We start from the raw sequence: 17,672 nt of genomic DNA, 5'->3' as shown, positions 1-17,672 counted from the left end.
GGTAATTGACAAGTTAAATACACTTTTTTGCGAGCAAATATACGTGCAAAAGCGCGCCATATAAGGCTTGAAGCATAAAAAATTTGGTCGCGGCGTGACATTTCAGTGTCATTTTCACTCTTAAATTTGGCTATGTTTTGTGAGGATGCGCTCAGTTTGTGGTTAAACACTCTGCATACAGTCACTCAGGACCTCACAAACCTTTGCCAGTCGGGCTTCTTTTGAATTAGAGTTGCGGGGTCTCAAAGAAAACCTAGAAGGGAAGACATAATGAACAAGACCAACTTGATCGACCTGATCGCTGAGAAAGCGGATCTGTCTAAAACTCAGGCTAAAGCTGCTCTGGAAGCTACTCTGCAGGGTATCGAAGATGCACTGAAAGACGGTGATCAGGTTCAGCTGATTGGTTTCGGTACGTTTAAAGTAAACCACCGTGCTGCCCGCACTGGCCGTAACCCACAGACTGGTCAGGAAATTCAAATTGCTGCTGCTAACGTACCAGCGTTTGTTGCAGGTAAAGCTCTGAAAGACGCGGTTAAGTAATCGTGCCTCAAACCGCCAAAGCCGATTGTGCTTTGGCGGCTTTTATTTTTGCGGATGACTATGAACAAAGGCTACTTTTTCTCCCTCCTTCTCTCCGCCCTCCTCTTTGGTTGCAGCAGCACCGGTAACACCCCAGATAAAGACACAATTGTGACAGGCAGTGTCAGTGACCAAGCCTCTCGTATCTATTGGCTGGATACCATAAAAGATGCTCCCTCTCGCCTGACTGAAAAAACGACACTGGGCCGTGAAGGGCATTACGATGCCGATTACCGTTGGCGTGCAGGTGTTCTCCGTGAGGTTATTCTGCAAGGGTCTGTGAGAGACGGTGACAAGATGCTTCCGATGAGTGTTCATATCCGCTATGACACCAACGAGCGAGCGGTATATCAAAAATATCGCCTTAACGGCAGTGTGTTACCGCTCCGAAAAGCAGAACTGGTTAAGTATGCCAGAGAGGCGAACTTTTCCCTTGAATCGGCAAAAGCCGCATCAAAGGCTGGAATACGTTTCTTTCAGGGATACTGGAGTGACGGTGAGCTGACAGAGTGCGACACTGACAAAACTAAAACGCTGAAGTTTATGCCAAGCTTTCCTCGTTTTGTAAAACAGCGTCTTGAAATGGAAGATAATTTTATCGCTGCGGTAGGCTCTGTCGGTAATACGAGTAACCTGGTGAGTGGTATTATTGCTTTGGACACTGACAGTGCAGACTGTATCGAACGTCCAGAGCCGGAAGCAGACTGAAAAAAACGCGCATCCGCGCGTTTCTTATTTTTATGAAGCAAACCCTGAGTTATGGGTTCGCCTGACAATCGACAGGACGCCTGGCGATTTAATGTGAATCTTGCTCGCGGTTGATCGCGCGATAACCGATATCTTTGCGGAAGAAGACACCATCCCACTTGATCACTTCTGCCACTTTGTACGCCTGTTGCTGAGCGTCCAACACTGATTCTCCCAATGCGGTTGCACATAATACACGCCCACCTGCAGTGACGGCTTCTCCATCTTTTTCTGCTGTTCCGGCATGGAAAACCTTGGTGGCTGGCGTATCCTGAGGGATACCCGTAATGACATCTCCCTTGTTATAAGACGCCGGGTAACCACCCGCAGCCAACACCACACCAACAGACGGGCGCGGATCCCATTGCGATTCAACCTTATCCAGCGCCTTATCTTCTGCTGCGAGACACAATGACACCAAATCAGATTTCAGACGCAGCATTATTGGCTGAGTTTCCGGATCGCCAAAACGGCAGTTATATTCAATAACTTTTGGCGTGCCATCAGCCATGACCATCAAGCCTGCATACAGGAAACCAGTGTAAGGGTTACCCTCTGCCGCCATTCCGCGAACGGTCGGATAAATCACTTCTTCCATGATTCGATCGTGGATTTCCTGTGTCACGACAGGTGCCGGGCTGTAGGCACCCATACCACCAGTATTTGGGCCTGTATCGCCGTCACCGACACGTTTATGGTCCTGGCTGGTTGCCATTGGCAGTACATTTTCACCATCAACCATGACAATAAAGCTTGCTTCTTCGCCATCAAGAAACTCTTCAATAACGACTCTGTGTCCCGCTTCGCCAAAGGCATTACCTGCCAGCATATCTTTAACAGCGGCTTCAGCTTCTTCGAGTGTCATGGCGACAATCACACCTTTACCTGCAGCCAGACCATCGGCTTTCACGACAATCGGTGCCCCTTTTTCCTGCAGATAAGCCAGTGCTGGCTCAACCTCAGTAAAATTGGCGTACTCAGCGGTTGGGATCTGATGACGGGCAAGAAAGTCTTTGGTGAATGCTTTAGAGCCTTCAAGCTGTGCGGCAGCCTGAGTCGGGCCAAAGATAGTGAGACCAGCCTCGCGGAAGGCGTCAACCACACCAATAACCAATGGCGCTTCCGGGCCGACAATTGTCAGTGCTATCTGGTTTTCCTGCGCAAATGTTACTAACGCACTGATATCCTCAACACCGATGGCAACGTTCTCTAACTTGGGTTCAAGCGCAGTACCTGCATTACCCGGAGCGACAAAAACAGTTTCCACGTCCGCTGATTGCGCGGCTTTCCATGCAAGAGCGTGTTCGCGGCCACCGCCACCAATAACTAATACTTTCATATCATCCATATCCTCAAAGCGTGAGAGGTGCCTTATGCCAAGGCTGACTCAATTTATTGTCAGGAAACGGAACCCGGCCCTGATAATATCTGAGCCGAGAATACCCTGAATTTCTTACACAAACGATGTTTGTTAGTGACGGAAGTGACGCATACCAGTAAATACCATGGACATTCCATGCTCATCAGCAGCAGCAATAACTTCGTTGTCGCGCATTGAGCCACCCGGCTGAATGACACAGGTAATGCCTGCTTGTGCGGCGGCATCAATACCATCACGGAAAGGGAAGAAAGCATCCGAAGCCATCACGCTGCCAGCAACTTCGAGGTTTTCGTCAGCAGCCTTGATTCCAGCGATTTTCGCTGAGTAGACACGGCTCATTTGTCCGGCACCCACACCAATGGTCATATTGCCTTTTGCATACACAATGGCGTTAGATTTAACGTACTTGGCTACTTTCCAGCAGAAAAGAGCATCGCGCAGCTCTTCATCACTTGGCTGACGTTTGGACACCACGGTCAGGTCATCGAGTGAAACCATGCCTTGGTCGCGCTCCTGAACCAGAAGGCCACCGTTTACACGTTTAAGATCGTAACCCGTCGTTTTTTGCTGCCACTCACCACAGACCAGCAGACGCACATTCTTTTTCGCCGCGACGACTTCTGCTGCCTTATCGCTGACAGACGGGGCAATGATCACTTCAACAAACTGGCGCTCAACAATCGCGCTGGCTGTGTCAGCGTCTAGCTCACGGTTAAAGGCAATGATGCCACCAAAAGCGGATGTTGGGTCAGTCTGGTAAGCACGGTCATAAGCCGTGAGGATATTTTCACCTAAGGCGACACCACATGGATTCGCGTGTTTAACTATCACACATGCAGGTTGTTCGAACTCTTTTACGCATTCAAGAGCGGCATCGGTATCAGCGATATTGTTGTAAGATAACGCTTTTCCTTGTAGCTGGGTTGCCGAAGAAACTGACGCTTCCTCGGGCGCCGCTTCGGTATAAAACGCTGCTGCCTGATGGCTATTCTCACCGTAGCGCATGTCCTGCTTTTTGATGAACTGCTGGTTGAAGGTGCGTGGGAAACGCGAGTCTTCGTCATTAATTTCTGCGTCGCCGTATGCAGGTACCATGGTACCGAAATAGTTGGCGATCATGCCGTCGTATGCTGCCGTGTGTTCGAATGCAGCGATAGCAAGGTCAAAGCGAGTGGCCTGTGTCAGGGAGCCATTGTTCTGATTCATCTCAGCCAATACGTTATCGTAGTCAGACGCATTAACGACGATAGCAACATCTTTATGGTTTTTTGCAGCAGAACGTACCATTGTCGGACCGCCAATGTCGATATTCTCAACGGCATCTTCGAGTGTACAGCCCGGCTTGGCGACGGTTTCAGCAAAAGGATAAAGATTCACAACCACCATATCTATCGGTGCGATATTATGTTCATCCATCACGTCACCGTCCTGATCGCGGCGACCAAGAATGCCACCGTGGATCTTTGGATGCAGGGTTTTAACCCGTCCATCCATCATTTCAGGGAAACCAGTGTGCTCAGACACTTCTGTGACATCTAAACCTTGTGCCATCAGAAGTTTTGCTGTGCCGCCAGTTGATAAAATAGCGACACCCTGATGAGCAAGTGCTGTGGCAAATTCCACGACACCGGTTTTATCAGATACGCTGATCAGTGCGCGGCGAATAGGACGAGCGTTTTCCATTGCTACCATCTCTTCATGTAAGGGGATAGGATATTTGGCAAAATTGCTTTCCTGGCCATTTTGCCAAACACCCTCAGGTATAAACCTCAGTGGAATGGCGCGTATTCTAACTTAAAATGTTGACGAATCGATTGCTTTTATGTTTTGTCAGTTAAACGGACATCACGACTTATGAAATTACTCCAAATCGGCCAACTGGCGAAAAAAGCGGGTGTGTCTACTGACACCCTGAGATTTTATGAAAAAACAGGACTGCTGAAACCAGATGCCAGAAGTGAAAGCGGTTACCGCCTTTACGGTGATGAAGCGTTATCGCGCGTACATTTTATCATTGAAGGTAAGGCGCTCGGCCTGACCCTCGAAGACATTCAGGAATTGTTGGATATCAGGTTAGAGCCCAGCCAGCACAGCTGCGCCGAGGTAAAGGGGATCACGCAGAAAAAACTTGATCAGATTGACAGTAAAATTGCTGAGTTAACTCGTATTCGGCTGGCGCTAAAAAAGATCAACGACGCCTGTTGCGGACATGATAACGACAGTGCGACACATTGTTCGATCCTTGAGGCACTGGCGGATCATCATGACGACTGACGATCCATCAGTGTGGAAACCCGTGAAACCTGTGTTAGGTTAATGGCCTTTAGTACGAGGAGAAAAGGAATTCACGATGAACGTAAATGAATACTTTGACGGTAAGGTTAAGTCTATCGGCTTTGAAACATCAGGCCAGCGCAGCAGTGTTGGTGTGATGACACCAGGTGAATATCGTTTTGATACCGCAGCGCCAGAAAAAATGACCGTGGTCGCCGGGGAAATGGTTGTTAAGCTGCCGGGGAATATCGAATGGCAGACCTTTAGCGCCGGAGATAGTTTTGACGTGCCAGGTACATCAGCCTTTGACATTAAAGTGTCAGATTCAGTGGCTTACCTGTGTGACTATCTGTAAAAAAGTCCGCTTTTATCTTCCACAGTAATGAGAGGCGCGATATGGCGCCTTTTCTTTTTCTCTCTTCCAATGTGTGTTTTATCAATAAACTCTTGTGCAGTATTTTGCGTATCCCTTAATTAGCGCACTACGCTAGATATAGGAGGGCATTATGTCGACGGTTACCTTTTATGCTTCTGGTCAGTCATTCCAACTGCCTGATAACAGTGAATTAATGGAAATAGAAAATACCAGTCAACGAGAGCTTGATTTTGGCTGCCGTGCTGCTGGGTGCGGAACTTGTGCAATTGAGATTATAGCCGGGTTGCATAACCTCAATGCCAAAAATGATGATGAAGAAGATATGCTGGACAGGCTGGATATCAATGGACACAACCGTCGTTTGGCCTGCCAATGTCGGGTGCACGGAGATATCACCATCAAACCTCTCAACTGACAACAACCTTTACGTTGTTTTCTCACTTTCAGCATCCGAGCAATGCAATCTGGTCGGATGAGTGTATCAATGCTGAGAGTATTTTATGATCTGCTGAAAACCACTCACTAATATGCGTAAAAGTGTGTAGCTTTATTAATGAGAGCAGATCGACACGTTAACAGCGGCAGAGAGGGGTGAGCAACTTGAACAAAACGGATTTTATTGTTGTGGGTGGTGGATCTGGCGGATGCGCTGTCGCCGGGCGTCTCGTCGAAAAAGGACAAAGAGTGACCCTTCTTGAGGCTGGACCGAGTGATAAACCCTTGTTCGGTTTCAAGCTTTGGGGTATTCAAACCCCTGTTGCCAGTATGGTGTTAAATAACTGGGTCCCCTATATCTACAATTGGTGGTTTTTCACTAATAGAGACAAAGAGCTTTGCAATCGTAAACTGTTCTGGCCCCGCGGACGAGGTATGGGTGGTAGCTCCAACATCAACGCCATGCTGTATATCCGAGGTAACCTGCGAGATTATGACGAGTGGGCTGACCTCGGTAACACAGGCTGGAGCGCCGAAGACATCCTGCCATATTTCCTGAAAAACGAAAAAAATGAACGTTTCAGTGACAGCCCTTACCACAGCAACAGCGGAAAATTGAACGTTGCCGATCCTTTTCACATTCACGATCTCTCCCGCGTTTTTGTTAAAGCCGGCGAAGAATATGGTCTGTCATACAACGAAGATTTCAATGGCGAGACTCAGGCAGGCGTTGGCTACTATCAGGTCACACAGAAAGACGGTTGCCGTTTTAATGCTAACCGCGCTTATCTGGAAGAACACAGCAACAATGACAAACTGCGAATCGAGACTCGTGCCAATGTGAGACGAATTCTGTTTGATGGAGATCGTGCCGTTGGTATCGAATACATTCAAAAAGGAAAAGTCAGGCACTTATTTGCTGAAAAAGAAGTGATACTCGCATCCGGTGCGATTCAGTCTCCTCATCTTCTCATGTTGTCTGGTATCGGCCCGCGTGCCGAGCTCGAAAAACACGATATCAAAGTAGTGAAAGATTTGCCCGGCGTCGGCGAAAATCTTCAGGACCACCTGACGACGACAATCAAATACCTCGATAAGTCACGAACCTCCATCAATCTTGGCCCATTGGGCTGGCCGTTTTTGACTCGCGAGGTGTTCAAATATCTGAAAACAAACAGAGGGCTATTGTCATCTTCTGTGGCTGAGGGAGCTGGTTTCGAAAAAACCTCACCTGAGTTTGATCGCGAGAATCTGCAATACCACTTTTTACCTTTGGTGCTCCACAACCACGGCCGAAAAATCGATTTTCGTTTTGGTTTCTCGTTGCACCTTACTGACCTCAGACCGAAAAGCAGGGGCCGTATTTACCTCAAATCGGCTGACCCTGATGACAGACCTCAGATTGAGACAGGTTATCTCACTGACCCAGATGATATCGATATGAAGAACATGGTTGATATCGTCAAAAAAGGTCGCGAACTGATGAACCAACCTGCCTTTGAGCCTTATCTTGGTGAAGAGTTGACACCGGGTAAAGAAGTACAAAGTGACGAGCAGCTTGAGGCGTTTATCCGTCAGAATGCCGAAACCATTTATCACCCGGTCGGAACGTGCAAAATGGGCGTGAACGACGAAATGGCGGTGGTCGATCCAGAGCTAAAAGTATACGGTATACAGGGTTTACGCGTGGCTGATGCTTCTATCATGCCCTTGGTGATTGGTGGCAACACCAACGCGCCTACTATGGTAATTGGAGAAAAGTGCGCTGACTATATCGCCCGCCAATACAACTTGCCACTGACCGTTTCGGACGAAGAGCGCGGTTATGATCAAAGACAACAGGCTGGTGGCTGATACATATTCCCAACACTAATAAAGTGAGGGCTCACGTCGGGTTGAGCCCTTTTCTTATGCGTATATTTTTCACTTAACGATGTGATAACGGGCATCCTGCTTTCGTAGCGTTCAAACAGAGCCTCTTGTATGGTCGTCAAAGACTAAAATCAAATCAGGAGGGAACCGAATGAAAAAATATTTCGCTATTGGCTTTCTGATAGCGTCATCGGGATGCGGCGGAGGGGGCGGTGACGGTACCGCTGTAGAAAACACGCCAGTGCCTTCATCTTCAACAACGGCATATGGCGACGACAAGTTAGATATTTATGTCTCGTTTGAGTCCATGGATGGCAATAAAGCAAAAGCAAGCAGTATTCCGAGGGCCGCAGCCGACAATACGCTTCTCACATTGGGCGAAGGGGATGCGATCGAAGTGACGGTTGATGGCGTGAACCAAGAATTATCTCGTCAAGAGAACACCGAAGTCGCCAGTTATTCACTCGATACTGTCTCAGACGCCTCAGAATATGAACTTACTTTTTCACGGGAAAGTAATAATACCTCGTACTCCGTTAACTTTACTCAAGACGCTCTACCCGTGCCCGTGTCGCTTACCCATTCATTTGCTGGTGAAGTTATATCAATTGATGTGTCGCAAGAAGCCGGGCACTTTTACAGTATTCCGTGGATGGCTTTGAACTGTTCCTCAGAGCGTGAATCACTCACCGCAGCAGCAGATAGCTCTCTGGACGAAAATGGCAGCTATCAACAGAGCTTGAAGGGTGCGTTTGACTCTACGCAAAGCGAATTATTGCAACGCTTTGATAAATGCCACGTCGATATTACCGTTTCTGCGTCCAAGATAGAAAATGCCGGTCCGTATCGCGATGGACCACTGAAAGTCAGTGTCAGTAACATCAAAGAAATTCGTATTGATTTATAGCTAACTTCTCTTTTCAAAAGAAAAAGGCTCTGCAGTTTCCTACAGAGCCTTTTCCAAAATCACGTCAAAAACTGGATTAGTTCATGCCATATTGTTTAAGCACGTCTGCACGCTCAGAGGCAGGAAGCATGAAAGGGTTGTTTTGTGTCGTCATAACGTCATCCCAGTTGGTCGTACACCGTTCGTGTACGTTTCCAAGATGCCGGAATCAGACGGGTCTGCTTAGGTGAAATGGTGCACTCAAGCCAAAAAAAATGTGAATATTTTTTCGGGCGTTCAGTTACCTACATTTTTGACCCTGTTGTTCCGGCAAATCCAGTATCGCGAAGTGCGAAAATTACTGGTGCCGGGAGGCGTCAGTCAGGGCCTGATAGTTGATTTCAATTTCCCGAAGCCGATCGCTTAGCAGCCAAAGGACAGACGCAATTGTGTTTGTAGGCAAACACTTAAACTGGTCTTCGAAGGAAAGTGAGTCGAGGACGGCGATGCTTTGAGACAGCATTCGGTCGATATCGTTTTGAAGGTCGAGTGTATCTTTTGATAGAGTGGCCATGTCGGTTCTCCTAGTTTAGGTAGTAGAACTGGCAGAGCTCTGGGGGCTGCAACCCTCAGGGCTCACCGTTTGACATCATCCATAAGGGGTGTTTTTTTGTGGCATAGCGCACAAATCAGGCTGTTCATGCACATCTGAGAACAGATGACAAGGGGTAAAATTTCACCTAACACGCCTTAATTTTCACGCATTCCTTTACCGATCTGGCTAATATTTCGTCAACAACCTCTCTCTGTCAACATCCCTTGATACACATTGGCGTTGGTTCTCGAAGTCGAGAAATGGTTAGCCCTTAACCTGCCACCATTGTTACTTGTCATATCAACTGACCATAGCCGTTAAATCGAATGTGGACAGAAAGGGGCTATTTTTAATCTGCTTTAGTGGGTTGAATTAGACAGCTAAAGCCTTAACCTCAGGCAGAAAATCGTTGGATCTGTTGAAGGAGGTTTGTCTTTTGAAAAGACGGCTCTAGCTGGAGATTTTTCATTAGGCTTCGAATAGAGCAGTTCAGCATGATTCGATAGATTCTGACTCTTGCCCTTGAGTCACTGCCTTCTGGTACTTTTTAACCAATTCCGTTTTTTTTAGCTCTATCTCATGAAGAATCTTGTTCTGTACGTAATCTAGGTCGCTCGCGGTAGCACCTTTTAGAGTGAGCTTTACAATATTTATACCAAACTCTGGATTTTCTAGTTTCCTTTTATTGTACTCGCTGAATTCGTAAGATACTTTACAACTGCCCTCGTATTGATTGTAGTGAACTGAGTAAGTAGCTAAGAACCTCGTGACCTTAATAAACGGATGGATTTTTTTCCACTTGTTAGAAATAATTTTTCTCAGGTCTCCTTTGAAGCGATACTGATCTATATCCTTTTCTAGGATGTTCGCATCTTTGCTAATATCCTCAAACTCTTTTTGTTCTTTATCCGGTTGAAAGCTAACATCGTCAAGCTTCTGATAATAAAAGATATAATCGGTGTGTTGTGATGTAAGGTCTTCAAGAAACTTAACTCGATCCGCGTTTTCGAAACTATCAAATAGGACTTTACCTCCGTGCTCAGATTCAGCTATTACTTGCTTATAGAGCAACTCTTTCTCAATACGGTCTACAAATTGGTTGGCCACTTTTTTGCACTCTGGTGTGGTGTGGTTCAACTGAATGTTCAACAGGAGGTCACCACCTTCAGACTGTTTCTTGACCTCAACAGATCCTCTGAACACCTTTGTACTCTCGTGCCAATCATCCAGAATATCTTCCCGTTGAATCTCAAACCCAAGCACATATGACTCCCCTATGTCACTTGTCTCAACAACAAAGTCAGTAAAGTCGGTAATTCTTTAGTTTTCAAAGGGTTGAGGTCTGATAGCGTCATCATCAATAACACCACTGATAACATCTAAGATCTCTTGATCTTTATCAATACTGAAGTTCCTGAAGTTGACGCGATCGAGCTTCTCCGAAGTCTTTATATTATCCATCAACTCCAATGATTCACTAGGACTTAGGAGCGACTTCATAAGGCATGGAATAGTGTTAGTCTTATCTGAATTTGGACAAAACACCCCTCTTGCTCTTAGCACAGAGTTAATACTTCCTGGGGTACATTGATTCTGACTTAACAGGTTTTTTAGCTCATCTCCTGAAGGTATGAATTGTCTACTCATTGAAAGTCATTCCTAAAGCTATCGTTATAAGTTCCAACCTCGAGAGTTACGTCGACATCAGAGGGTTCATAATCATCGCATTCATCATATTGGTTATCGAACATTGCTGTCATTTTGACCTCGTCAACAATAGGTGAATGCTTTAATGTATTGTATGTACTGAAGTATATTTCGTAGTGGTTGCTAAAGTCAGCGCAAAGCTTTTTCGCTAGCCTGAAGACCAGAGTCAAAGCATCTTTGCTAAAATCAAAGTCGCAAAGTATTATTAATTTCTTACCGTCTTGATATGGAACTGACATCGGAATGATGGGCGAGGTAATGTACTCAACAGGCATTATCGGTGTATGCCTAGTGTTAGAATTAACATTTAATGTTGTAATGTTGCAGAAAAAACTTGGCTTTTCGTGCTTATATTTACCTTTTATAAAGCCCAACGCGTAATATAGAAATGACGCTCTAGCATTATCTATCAAATGGATTGTGTTAAATGTTATATCTGGCGAAATTCGACTATTTAAAATCTTGGGTTTGATATTGTCTTCTTGTGGGTCTTCTACGTTGTTCAGGTAAAACAGCACTCCAATATCTTCTTTCTTGGAAGTACCCTTTATTCCTTTTACCAAGTTCCTCTTAATGTCTGAGCGTGAGTAACATTCCACTGTCCTAGCTACATCATTAAAATGAGCTTTAAATGTCGAAGGGACCTTGTCATAGGCATTGCCAGAGTATTTGGCTGACACAACAACACTGGTTAAAGTCTGCTGTTGAAGAAGAGACTTGTAAGCAAAAAGTGCGTCAATTCCATGGGTTTTACAGCCGTGGTCACCAATAATACAGTTCAATTCATTATTACTGCACATGTTTTTCCAACCAAACAATCCTAAGAAGTCTGCGACTATCTTCTCGCCGACTTCACCTACTCTTTTTGAATACTCACCCATTGATCACTTTACCGTTCGTAAATAATTGAAATATATTATAATTAAGGAGTTACAGTTAAAATATTTCAAACGAGATTACGTTGAAATTGGAATTGTATCTACTTTATGATTAACCAAAATAAAAACCCATATTTTATATGGTTATTTGAATTAAATGAATATGGGGCTGAAATTAGTTAGTCTTACTCAAGACAAAAAACAATCAAATAACATTATTCGTTTAGCTAGATAGATGAGGTATTGATCATCCTGAATCAATGGATCAAGCGCCCACTAAATAGGCACTTAACCTTTAGTCAGTAACTTTTATCTACCATATGTTCTTTGTTATGAATGCTAGTTGTTTCTGACATTTTTCTACCGAAGCATTTACAGTTACTTGTTGTCCTGAAATCGTAAAAGATTGCTGAGGCTTTAAACACTTAATAGGTATACTTTTAGCTGAAGATATGCGTCCTGAACCTAAGAAATCGTCTAATGGCACAATGTGGTTATCTGGGTCATTAGTAGTGAACAAGTGAATATTAGTTGCTACGATTTCTCGAACTTTTTCAAGGTATATTTTCGTCTGATTATTCGGCTCATGCTTGGCACCAGATCTGGTTGACCACCCGCAATGAGTCACTACAACCATTTGTATCTTGGGTGAGCTTAGGGACAAATTATCTTGGCTACGCAAGAATGAACGTCCAGAGTCAGTCAAAATATCGATTAATAGCTGGAGAGAGTTAACTGACTGTTGATCGGTCCGGACTGGTACTATTAGTGAATCTACAGCATGCCACGTGAGATGAGTTGCTCCAGAGAAAAAAGGTGATGTATCTATCAAAACTTTCTTTGTATCTACTTTTTTTGTCTCTCTATCCAACAAATCACGCATAGAATTTAAAATCTGTTCTCTAGCCTTAATATTAGCCACACCGGGAATACCTCGAGCTTGAGAAAGAGCTGATTCCATTATTGATGGAAACTCGTACAAGTTTGGAGACGAAGGAACAAAGTGGACATTTAGGCCATCAAAATAAGGGTTAAAAGTTTTTACCTTTTGCGCAATATTTGATGGAAAAGACATACGAGGCAACAGATAAGGTAAGAGCGCATCATAAATTGTTGTTCCGCTCACGCCACCGCCAGATGAAAAGAAGCTTGAAGAGTTCCCCTGAGGACAAGTATCTACTGCCAGCACATCATTTGCTCCATGAGCTAGATTGAACGTAAGTGTAGACTTACCTATTCCACCCCGTAAATTACAAATCGCATATCTGTTATGCTTTGGTAACTGAAGGTCTAATAAAGAAGCATAGTGTGGAAATTGAAGTGCATGCGGAGAGTTGTTCCACTGTTGAGCATCATGTGCGTAGTAGGCTGCTTGTCTTGCGATTATTTTATTTATACTCACTCTAACCTCACTATTTATTTTTTTGAGTTAGTTATTTTTCGGCTAACAGCCTGTTTTATTCCGCCGTCATCAAGGCTTGTATCTAATACATAGTCTTATGATCAACGCGAATTCAGTGTGTTCGTTGTCTGAACGCAAGGCACATGTGACTGAGACGTATTCTTCACTTATTACGACAAACTGCACTATGGCTAGACAATGAAGTTCAGTCTGAGAGGGAAATTTTAATTTCTTTAGTATCAACAAATTACACTCGTCACTAGTCGCTGTGACAACCAAACAACTAGAGTGTAATTATTTGTAACAGAATTTAAAAATCGAATTTTATGTCCGACTTGTTCGGAAATACCGATATTACAATCACTTTGATACCTAGAAACTACCTTTGAATGTGACCAATCATGTTCAGAATCTGCGCCCAAAATCCCGTCCGGTCCCTTATTTGGTAACTCAGCCCTCAGTTACACCTCAAAAACATCGTCTAGGACTAGAATTCAGGAAGGGAAAAATGAAGGGGGATGAAGCATCCCTCCTTGGATGGGGTAACGGATCGTGACGCCATAGATGCTGGCATAGATTTGGGCGATTTCGAGTTAAGGTACACCTAAAACCGCCATGTGTACCAAGATTTCGGCCTATTTTCGCCACCAAGGTGTACCATGATAAATATCAGTGACTTACGTCATAAACTGTACCCATCCTGACTTCATCATCTCCCTTGGTACACCTCTAACCCATTGAAAAACGTCATGGTACACCTGCTACACATAGGTGTACCAAGGTGTAGCATCATAACCTATTGAATTTAAAGGTTGGTACACGTGGTACACATGGTACACCTCAAAAACAACGTATAGGGCTAGGATTTTGGAAAGGGAAAATGAAGGGGGGCGCGTTTCACGCCTCCCTTAGATGGGATAACGATTCGTGACGGGTCAGATGCTGACACAGGTTTGGGCATACTTGAGACTTACGTTGAATAATATGTCAAGCCCCCTAAAGGAGAGGTGATTATTAATATGAATCAAACATCCCTAGATAACGCTTCATACCTTTATTTTTGCAGGTGCGAGGCTTATCCAAAAGCTCTGGCGATACTATCACCTTTCTTGTCGAGTCAAAGGCAACATAAGTGAGGGAGGTCATCTTCCAAAAATGGTCTGCATAGATATATTCCCAGTCACAGCCATGAAACCATGCAGTCTTCAACTCTGACCCTTCAAAAATACTAGTATCGAATTCTCCTAGAAAAAATCCGTCTAAAGAAAAGTGACCCATTTTTTTCACTATTCTCTCAGGAACTATGAGCTCGCCTCTGCTATTCGACGCTGACGGATTGGCGGTAAGTTCAAGTTGTACTAGCTCAACTCCCTCAGGTAAAGCATCTAAATTTAAGTCATTGGGGCAATTGGAAATTTTTATCTGCTTGACAGTACTAGGCAAGTACTCGAGTTGTATATCCTCTGAAGAGTAGTTTTTTGCATCCAAAGTAAAATACAACAATTTAGTTTCTTGCAAGAGCTTAAAGTTAAGCTTTTCATTAGAGTCATTAAGAATGAATTCAGTCAGAGTATTAGGAAGGTGAGTTATCCTTCCAGAATGGCAATTAAGATATCTGAGATAAGTGTTCTTCAAAGCTTCAGTATCCGAAAACTTAGCATCTTCACTTATTTTCAAGTTCTGAATATTTCTCGGGAGTCCTTTGAGACTCAAAAACTCACCCTGCGGATAGCCACCAATATTTAGTTCTTCAAGCACAACATCTTTACACATCGTTGAAAATGGATCTTTAATGGGGTTTCCGAACGATACGTATAAACATTGAACGTTGGAGTTTTCGAAGCCCTTGAAATCCACAGAGTCTTCAACAAAAAAACCTAATGTTATTAATTCTTTGAATGATAACCTTGATAGCTCTATTTTGTCTGTGACGATACATGAAACATGAACTAGTTTGGTGAGTTCGCATAGAGGTGTAAGGTCTATATTTTTTATCAAACCATCAGCATTGGGGCGAAAAAAAACACTTTCCAAGTTTGGAGCTTTTTCCGCGATGCCCAACAGGTCTATTGAGGAGATAGGCGTTTCTGTTAAATCTAGGGTTTTAGAGCGTTTTGTGACGTGGATTTTTACTTCCTGCCCATCAGGGGAAGAGCCAAAAACATAAGGCATAAAACATTCCTTTGACTGAGTGAGTGTAAACTATCGTATGAAGATACTAACTTACTCAGATTGCCAATAACACGCCGATGCCTATTGATAGGTTCGTTAAATTAAGACAAGTAACCAGAGAGAGTGTTTTGCGAGTCCAGCCCGGAGGGGAGATGTTTGGTGGCCCTGCTATGTGACTTTACGCTTGATGTAATTAGCGCCCTGCTCGTAGGCTTTTTGGTATCCGTTTTTTTCGTAAAACCTGCCAGCACTGGCTGTATCGGTGAACAGCCGTATCTCACAGAAGTGATCAAATGCAAAGGCTTCGATTCGCTTTAATAGGCTGGCCCCAACACCGTACCTCCTGTACGACTGTTTCACGTAAAATCGACGAAGCCTACCAACCTGATTTGCTGATACCTCTTATGCATTGATGCCACCAATAGCTATTAGAACATTAGCTTCGAATACAGCGAATAAGGCTTCACCGTCTTTGCTAAAGGTGTTTACACGACTATCGAAGTCAGATTTCAAGCGGGTAAGAAACCGAAATCCTTCCCTCTCACTTTCATTAACTAGTGACAGGATTTGGCTGGGTAGCTCGTAAACTCTCTCGATTCTCATGCTGCTCACGTAGTCACATAACGTCTCAATCAGCTGCCGCGTTAGCGGTCTGCTGCATTGACTTGTTAGCACTTTCACTTTCTAGTTTGTCTCTCACCACTGATTGTGCGTATGAGAACCCTTTTCCATACCATCCCTCGTAGCTTGAAGAAATCGGGTACTTTCCATACACGTCTGTAAAATCATCCCACCAAGGATTTTCATGTGAAGGTCTTGACAGTACAGAATCGGGAAAGACCCTGCCAGAGAGTAGTTTTTCAAATACTTCAGGCTCTAATATGCGGCCACCACACTTTGAGCTGTGGTAATTTTTCTTAAGCTTTCTAATTAATTTGTACAGCCCATATATTTGGCTGCGTCCACCGCCGCCAACATGGCTACTAACATGCCAAGTTCTTTGTAAAATTTTGTATTTAAAATCAGATAGCTCTAGCAGCATGAAAACCTCCCCGACTTTTGAATTATTCATAATGAAATAGATTCTATTTGGATTTTCTTTCTCTATCTCCGAATAATATGCGAGAGGGTCAAAGTTAGTTTGTTCTGGGTTATTATAGGGCGTTCCTTGACCGTGAATTAGCCAGTCCTTATATATTCCAAACGTATTACAAAAGTGATCAATAAACTCAAATGAAGGCTCTTCTTCAGCATTGAATACCCTCTCAAGCTCACCGATTTTATGTAGCTTCATCAGTTGAGCTAGTTTTGCAATCGTGAACGGAGAATAAGAGTTGCCTTCATTCATTAGCTCAAGGGATTCTCTAAATCTAGAAGCTACTAACTCAACCTCAGTAGGCTCTTTAAGTTCTGGTTCAGCCTCTAGAATTATCTGAGAATCAATTTCGATTTCTTTCTTTTTAGGTTTAGATGACTTAATGGATAGCCCAATTAATGTCAAAATAGTTGTAATCGCCACAATAAATGGTTCAAACCCGGGCTCGAAAGCAATCCAAAGCAGAGAAGCTATCAATACGATGGTGTTTAATATAATTGCGATATTCATCCTTGCTCCATACTGAGTGCTAACGCCGCCATAACCGGCTGCCGGAGCGCAGCGTAGGCTGTCCGGCGCCGATAGGCGCGAGGTTAATGGCCTTGTTAACTGTTTGCTGGCAGCAAGCCATACTTTTTGAAAACAACGTAGATACCAAAAGCTAGCAAAACATAAGTGGCCCCAACAATGACCGAAGACGCTAATGCGATTATGGCCACCACGCGCAAAAAATGTAACCCTGCATATAGACCAGATTCAACAGCCACCCAAGCGGGAAAAATGACCAATACCGCTATAAGAAAAAATAGTGGCGTTAGCGTGATGAACTTCATCATGTGCTCATTTGGCTGAAACCAAATGTATGTTGCATAAGCCAACCCAAGTGGGACATAAACCCAAACCTATATAGCTTGAAAATGATCCATAGGAATTAACGCTGAGATAACCGGAAGTAGAAAAACGATGGTTAAGTACTGTGCTTTATTCATGGTGACAGTTAACACCCACCAATAGAGGCAAAAAATTGCTTAGCGGTTTTTTGTCCTGTGACTGCATTTGTTAGTTACCTCGGCAATTCTCTCACCTAACGCGGAAAAAACTTTCGTTTAGCGTTGGAGGCTCAAACCAAGACCAGAACATATCTAACATTGCGGGTGTCATTTTATATGACTTGCCATTTGAATCTGAATTTCGCGCAAACGCTCTTTCCTTGCATGTATCAAAAGAGACATCTAGGTAATGTGACCTGCTCCCCAAAAACTAGTCCAA

The 17,672-nt window shown here is 44.1% G+C and carries 19 protein-coding genes and 1 pseudogene; 7 read left to right on the top strand and 13 right to left on the bottom strand.

Translation table 11 applies throughout. The features are described 5' to 3' along the window. Nucleotides 1-270 precede the first annotated feature (270 nt). Together hupA and A8L45_RS18395 are read left to right on the top strand one after the other, a co-directional pair. Complete coding sequence (gene hupA, locus A8L45_RS18400; RefSeq protein WP_068904823.1) at nucleotides 271-543, top strand: nucleoid-associated protein HU-alpha; 273 nt, start codon at nucleotides 271-273, stop codon at nucleotides 541-543. A gap of 60 nt (nucleotides 544-603) precedes the next feature. Then, nucleotides 604-1,290: a DUF1481 domain-containing protein gene (locus A8L45_RS18395; RefSeq protein ID WP_068904822.1), complete on the top strand. Its 687-nt coding sequence runs from the start codon at nucleotides 604-606 to the stop codon at nucleotides 1,288-1,290. 88 nt (nucleotides 1,291-1,378) lie between these two features. On the opposite strand, the gene purD is transcribed toward A8L45_RS18395, so the two are convergent. Both purD and purH read right to left on the bottom strand, forming a co-directional pair. Beyond that, nucleotides 1,379-2,668, bottom strand: a complete 1,290-nt coding sequence (purD, locus tag A8L45_RS18390; RefSeq protein WP_068904842.1) for a phosphoribosylamine--glycine ligase — start codon at nucleotides 2,666-2,668, stop codon at nucleotides 1,379-1,381. Nucleotides 2,669-2,800: 132 nt separating this feature from the next. Further along, nucleotides 2,801-4,393, bottom strand: coding sequence for a bifunctional phosphoribosylaminoimidazolecarboxamide formyltransferase/IMP cyclohydrolase (gene purH / locus A8L45_RS18385; protein ID WP_068904821.1), 1,593 nt, complete (start codon nucleotides 4,391-4,393; stop codon nucleotides 2,801-2,803). Nucleotides 4,394-4,564: 171 nt separating this feature from the next. Here purH and zntR point away from each other — a divergent pair, with 171 nt between their 5' ends. The 5 genes from zntR (at nucleotide 4,565) to A8L45_RS18360 (ending at nucleotide 8,574) form a co-directional block, all read left to right on the top strand. After that, a complete protein-coding gene (gene zntR, locus A8L45_RS18380; protein WP_068904820.1) occupies nucleotides 4,565-4,984 on the top strand; it encodes a Zn(2+)-responsive transcriptional regulator in 420 nt (139 codons plus the stop codon). A gap of 76 nt (nucleotides 4,985-5,060) precedes the next feature. Next, nucleotides 5,061-5,339, top strand: coding sequence for a pyrimidine/purine nucleoside phosphorylase (gene ppnP, locus A8L45_RS18375; protein WP_068904819.1), 279 nt, complete (start codon nucleotides 5,061-5,063; stop codon nucleotides 5,337-5,339). Nucleotides 5,340-5,490: 151 nt separating this feature from the next. Continuing rightward, complete coding sequence (locus A8L45_RS18370) at nucleotides 5,491-5,775, top strand: 2Fe-2S iron-sulfur cluster-binding protein (protein WP_068904818.1); 285 nt, start codon at nucleotides 5,491-5,493, stop codon at nucleotides 5,773-5,775. 185 nt (nucleotides 5,776-5,960) lie between these two features. Then, the gene (locus A8L45_RS18365; RefSeq protein WP_068904841.1) at nucleotides 5,961-7,649 is read left to right on the top strand and encodes a GMC family oxidoreductase; all 1,689 of its coding nucleotides are present in this window, start codon (nucleotides 5,961-5,963) and stop codon (nucleotides 7,647-7,649) included. A 169-nt stretch (nucleotides 7,650-7,818) separates the two neighbouring features. Then, nucleotides 7,819-8,574 carry a hypothetical protein gene (locus tag A8L45_RS18360; protein WP_068904817.1) on the top strand — a complete coding sequence of 252 codons (756 nt, stop codon included), beginning with the start codon at nucleotides 7,819-7,821 and terminating at the stop codon, nucleotides 8,572-8,574. A 337-nt stretch (nucleotides 8,575-8,911) separates the two neighbouring features. Here the strand turns inward: A8L45_RS18360 and A8L45_RS18355 are convergent, their stop codons facing one another. From A8L45_RS18355 to A8L45_RS25370, 11 genes and pseudogenes are all read right to left on the bottom strand, one after another. Continuing rightward, the gene (locus A8L45_RS18355) at nucleotides 8,912-9,127 is read right to left on the bottom strand and encodes a hypothetical protein (protein ID WP_068904816.1); all 216 of its coding nucleotides are present in this window, start codon (nucleotides 9,125-9,127) and stop codon (nucleotides 8,912-8,914) included. A 510-nt stretch (nucleotides 9,128-9,637) separates the two neighbouring features. After that, nucleotides 9,638-10,411 (bottom strand): hypothetical protein, encoded by a 774-nt coding sequence (locus A8L45_RS18350; RefSeq protein ID WP_217492184.1) that lies wholly within the window; start codon nucleotides 10,409-10,411, stop codon nucleotides 9,638-9,640. 57 nt (nucleotides 10,412-10,468) lie between these two features. Next, nucleotides 10,469-10,795 carry a hypothetical protein gene (locus tag A8L45_RS25830; RefSeq protein ID WP_465270794.1) on the bottom strand — a complete coding sequence of 109 codons (327 nt, stop codon included), beginning with the start codon at nucleotides 10,793-10,795 and terminating at the stop codon, nucleotides 10,469-10,471. Beyond that, nucleotides 10,792-11,736, bottom strand: a complete 945-nt coding sequence (gene gapS4a / locus A8L45_RS18345; protein WP_068904815.1) for a GapS4a family protein — start codon at nucleotides 11,734-11,736, stop codon at nucleotides 10,792-10,794. The genes A8L45_RS25830 and gapS4a overlap by 4 nt, the downstream gene beginning before the upstream one ends. Nucleotides 11,737-12,046: 310 nt before the next feature. Next, nucleotides 12,047-13,135 carry a ParA family protein gene (locus A8L45_RS18340; protein WP_068904814.1) on the bottom strand — a complete coding sequence of 363 codons (1,089 nt, stop codon included), beginning with the start codon at nucleotides 13,133-13,135 and terminating at the stop codon, nucleotides 12,047-12,049. A gap of 1,014 nt (nucleotides 13,136-14,149) precedes the next feature. Then, complete coding sequence (locus tag A8L45_RS18335) at nucleotides 14,150-15,307, bottom strand: hypothetical protein (protein ID WP_068904813.1); 1,158 nt, start codon at nucleotides 15,305-15,307, stop codon at nucleotides 14,150-14,152. A 168-nt stretch (nucleotides 15,308-15,475) separates the two neighbouring features. Next, the gene (locus A8L45_RS25740; protein ID WP_217492182.1) at nucleotides 15,476-15,667 is read right to left on the bottom strand and encodes a GNAT family N-acetyltransferase; all 192 of its coding nucleotides are present in this window, start codon (nucleotides 15,665-15,667) and stop codon (nucleotides 15,476-15,478) included. A gap of 42 nt (nucleotides 15,668-15,709) precedes the next feature. Then, nucleotides 15,710-15,910 carry a hypothetical protein gene (locus A8L45_RS25055; RefSeq protein WP_217492181.1) on the bottom strand — a complete coding sequence of 67 codons (201 nt, stop codon included), beginning with the start codon at nucleotides 15,908-15,910 and terminating at the stop codon, nucleotides 15,710-15,712. Nucleotides 15,911-15,935: 25 nt separating this feature from the next. Then, nucleotides 15,936-16,913 (bottom strand): hypothetical protein, encoded by a 978-nt coding sequence (locus tag A8L45_RS18325; protein WP_068904812.1) that lies wholly within the window; start codon nucleotides 16,911-16,913, stop codon nucleotides 15,936-15,938. Nucleotides 16,914-17,008: 95 nt separating this feature from the next. Then, nucleotides 17,009-17,239, bottom strand: a complete 231-nt coding sequence (locus A8L45_RS18320) for a hypothetical protein (protein WP_139122415.1) — start codon at nucleotides 17,237-17,239, stop codon at nucleotides 17,009-17,011. Nucleotides 17,240-17,483: 244 nt separating this feature from the next. Then, nucleotides 17,484-17,654 (bottom strand): annotated as a pseudogene (locus A8L45_RS25370) (AAA family ATPase); the annotation flags it as partial. Between the last annotated feature and the right edge of the window lie 18 nt (nucleotides 17,655-17,672).

Source organism: Veronia pacifica, assembly GCF_001707825.1.
Classification (GTDB): Bacteria; Pseudomonadota; Gammaproteobacteria; order Enterobacterales; family Vibrionaceae; genus Veronia; species Veronia pacifica.
Note: the sequence above shows the minus strand (reverse complement) of the source record. Positions and strands in the feature narration are given on the sequence as shown.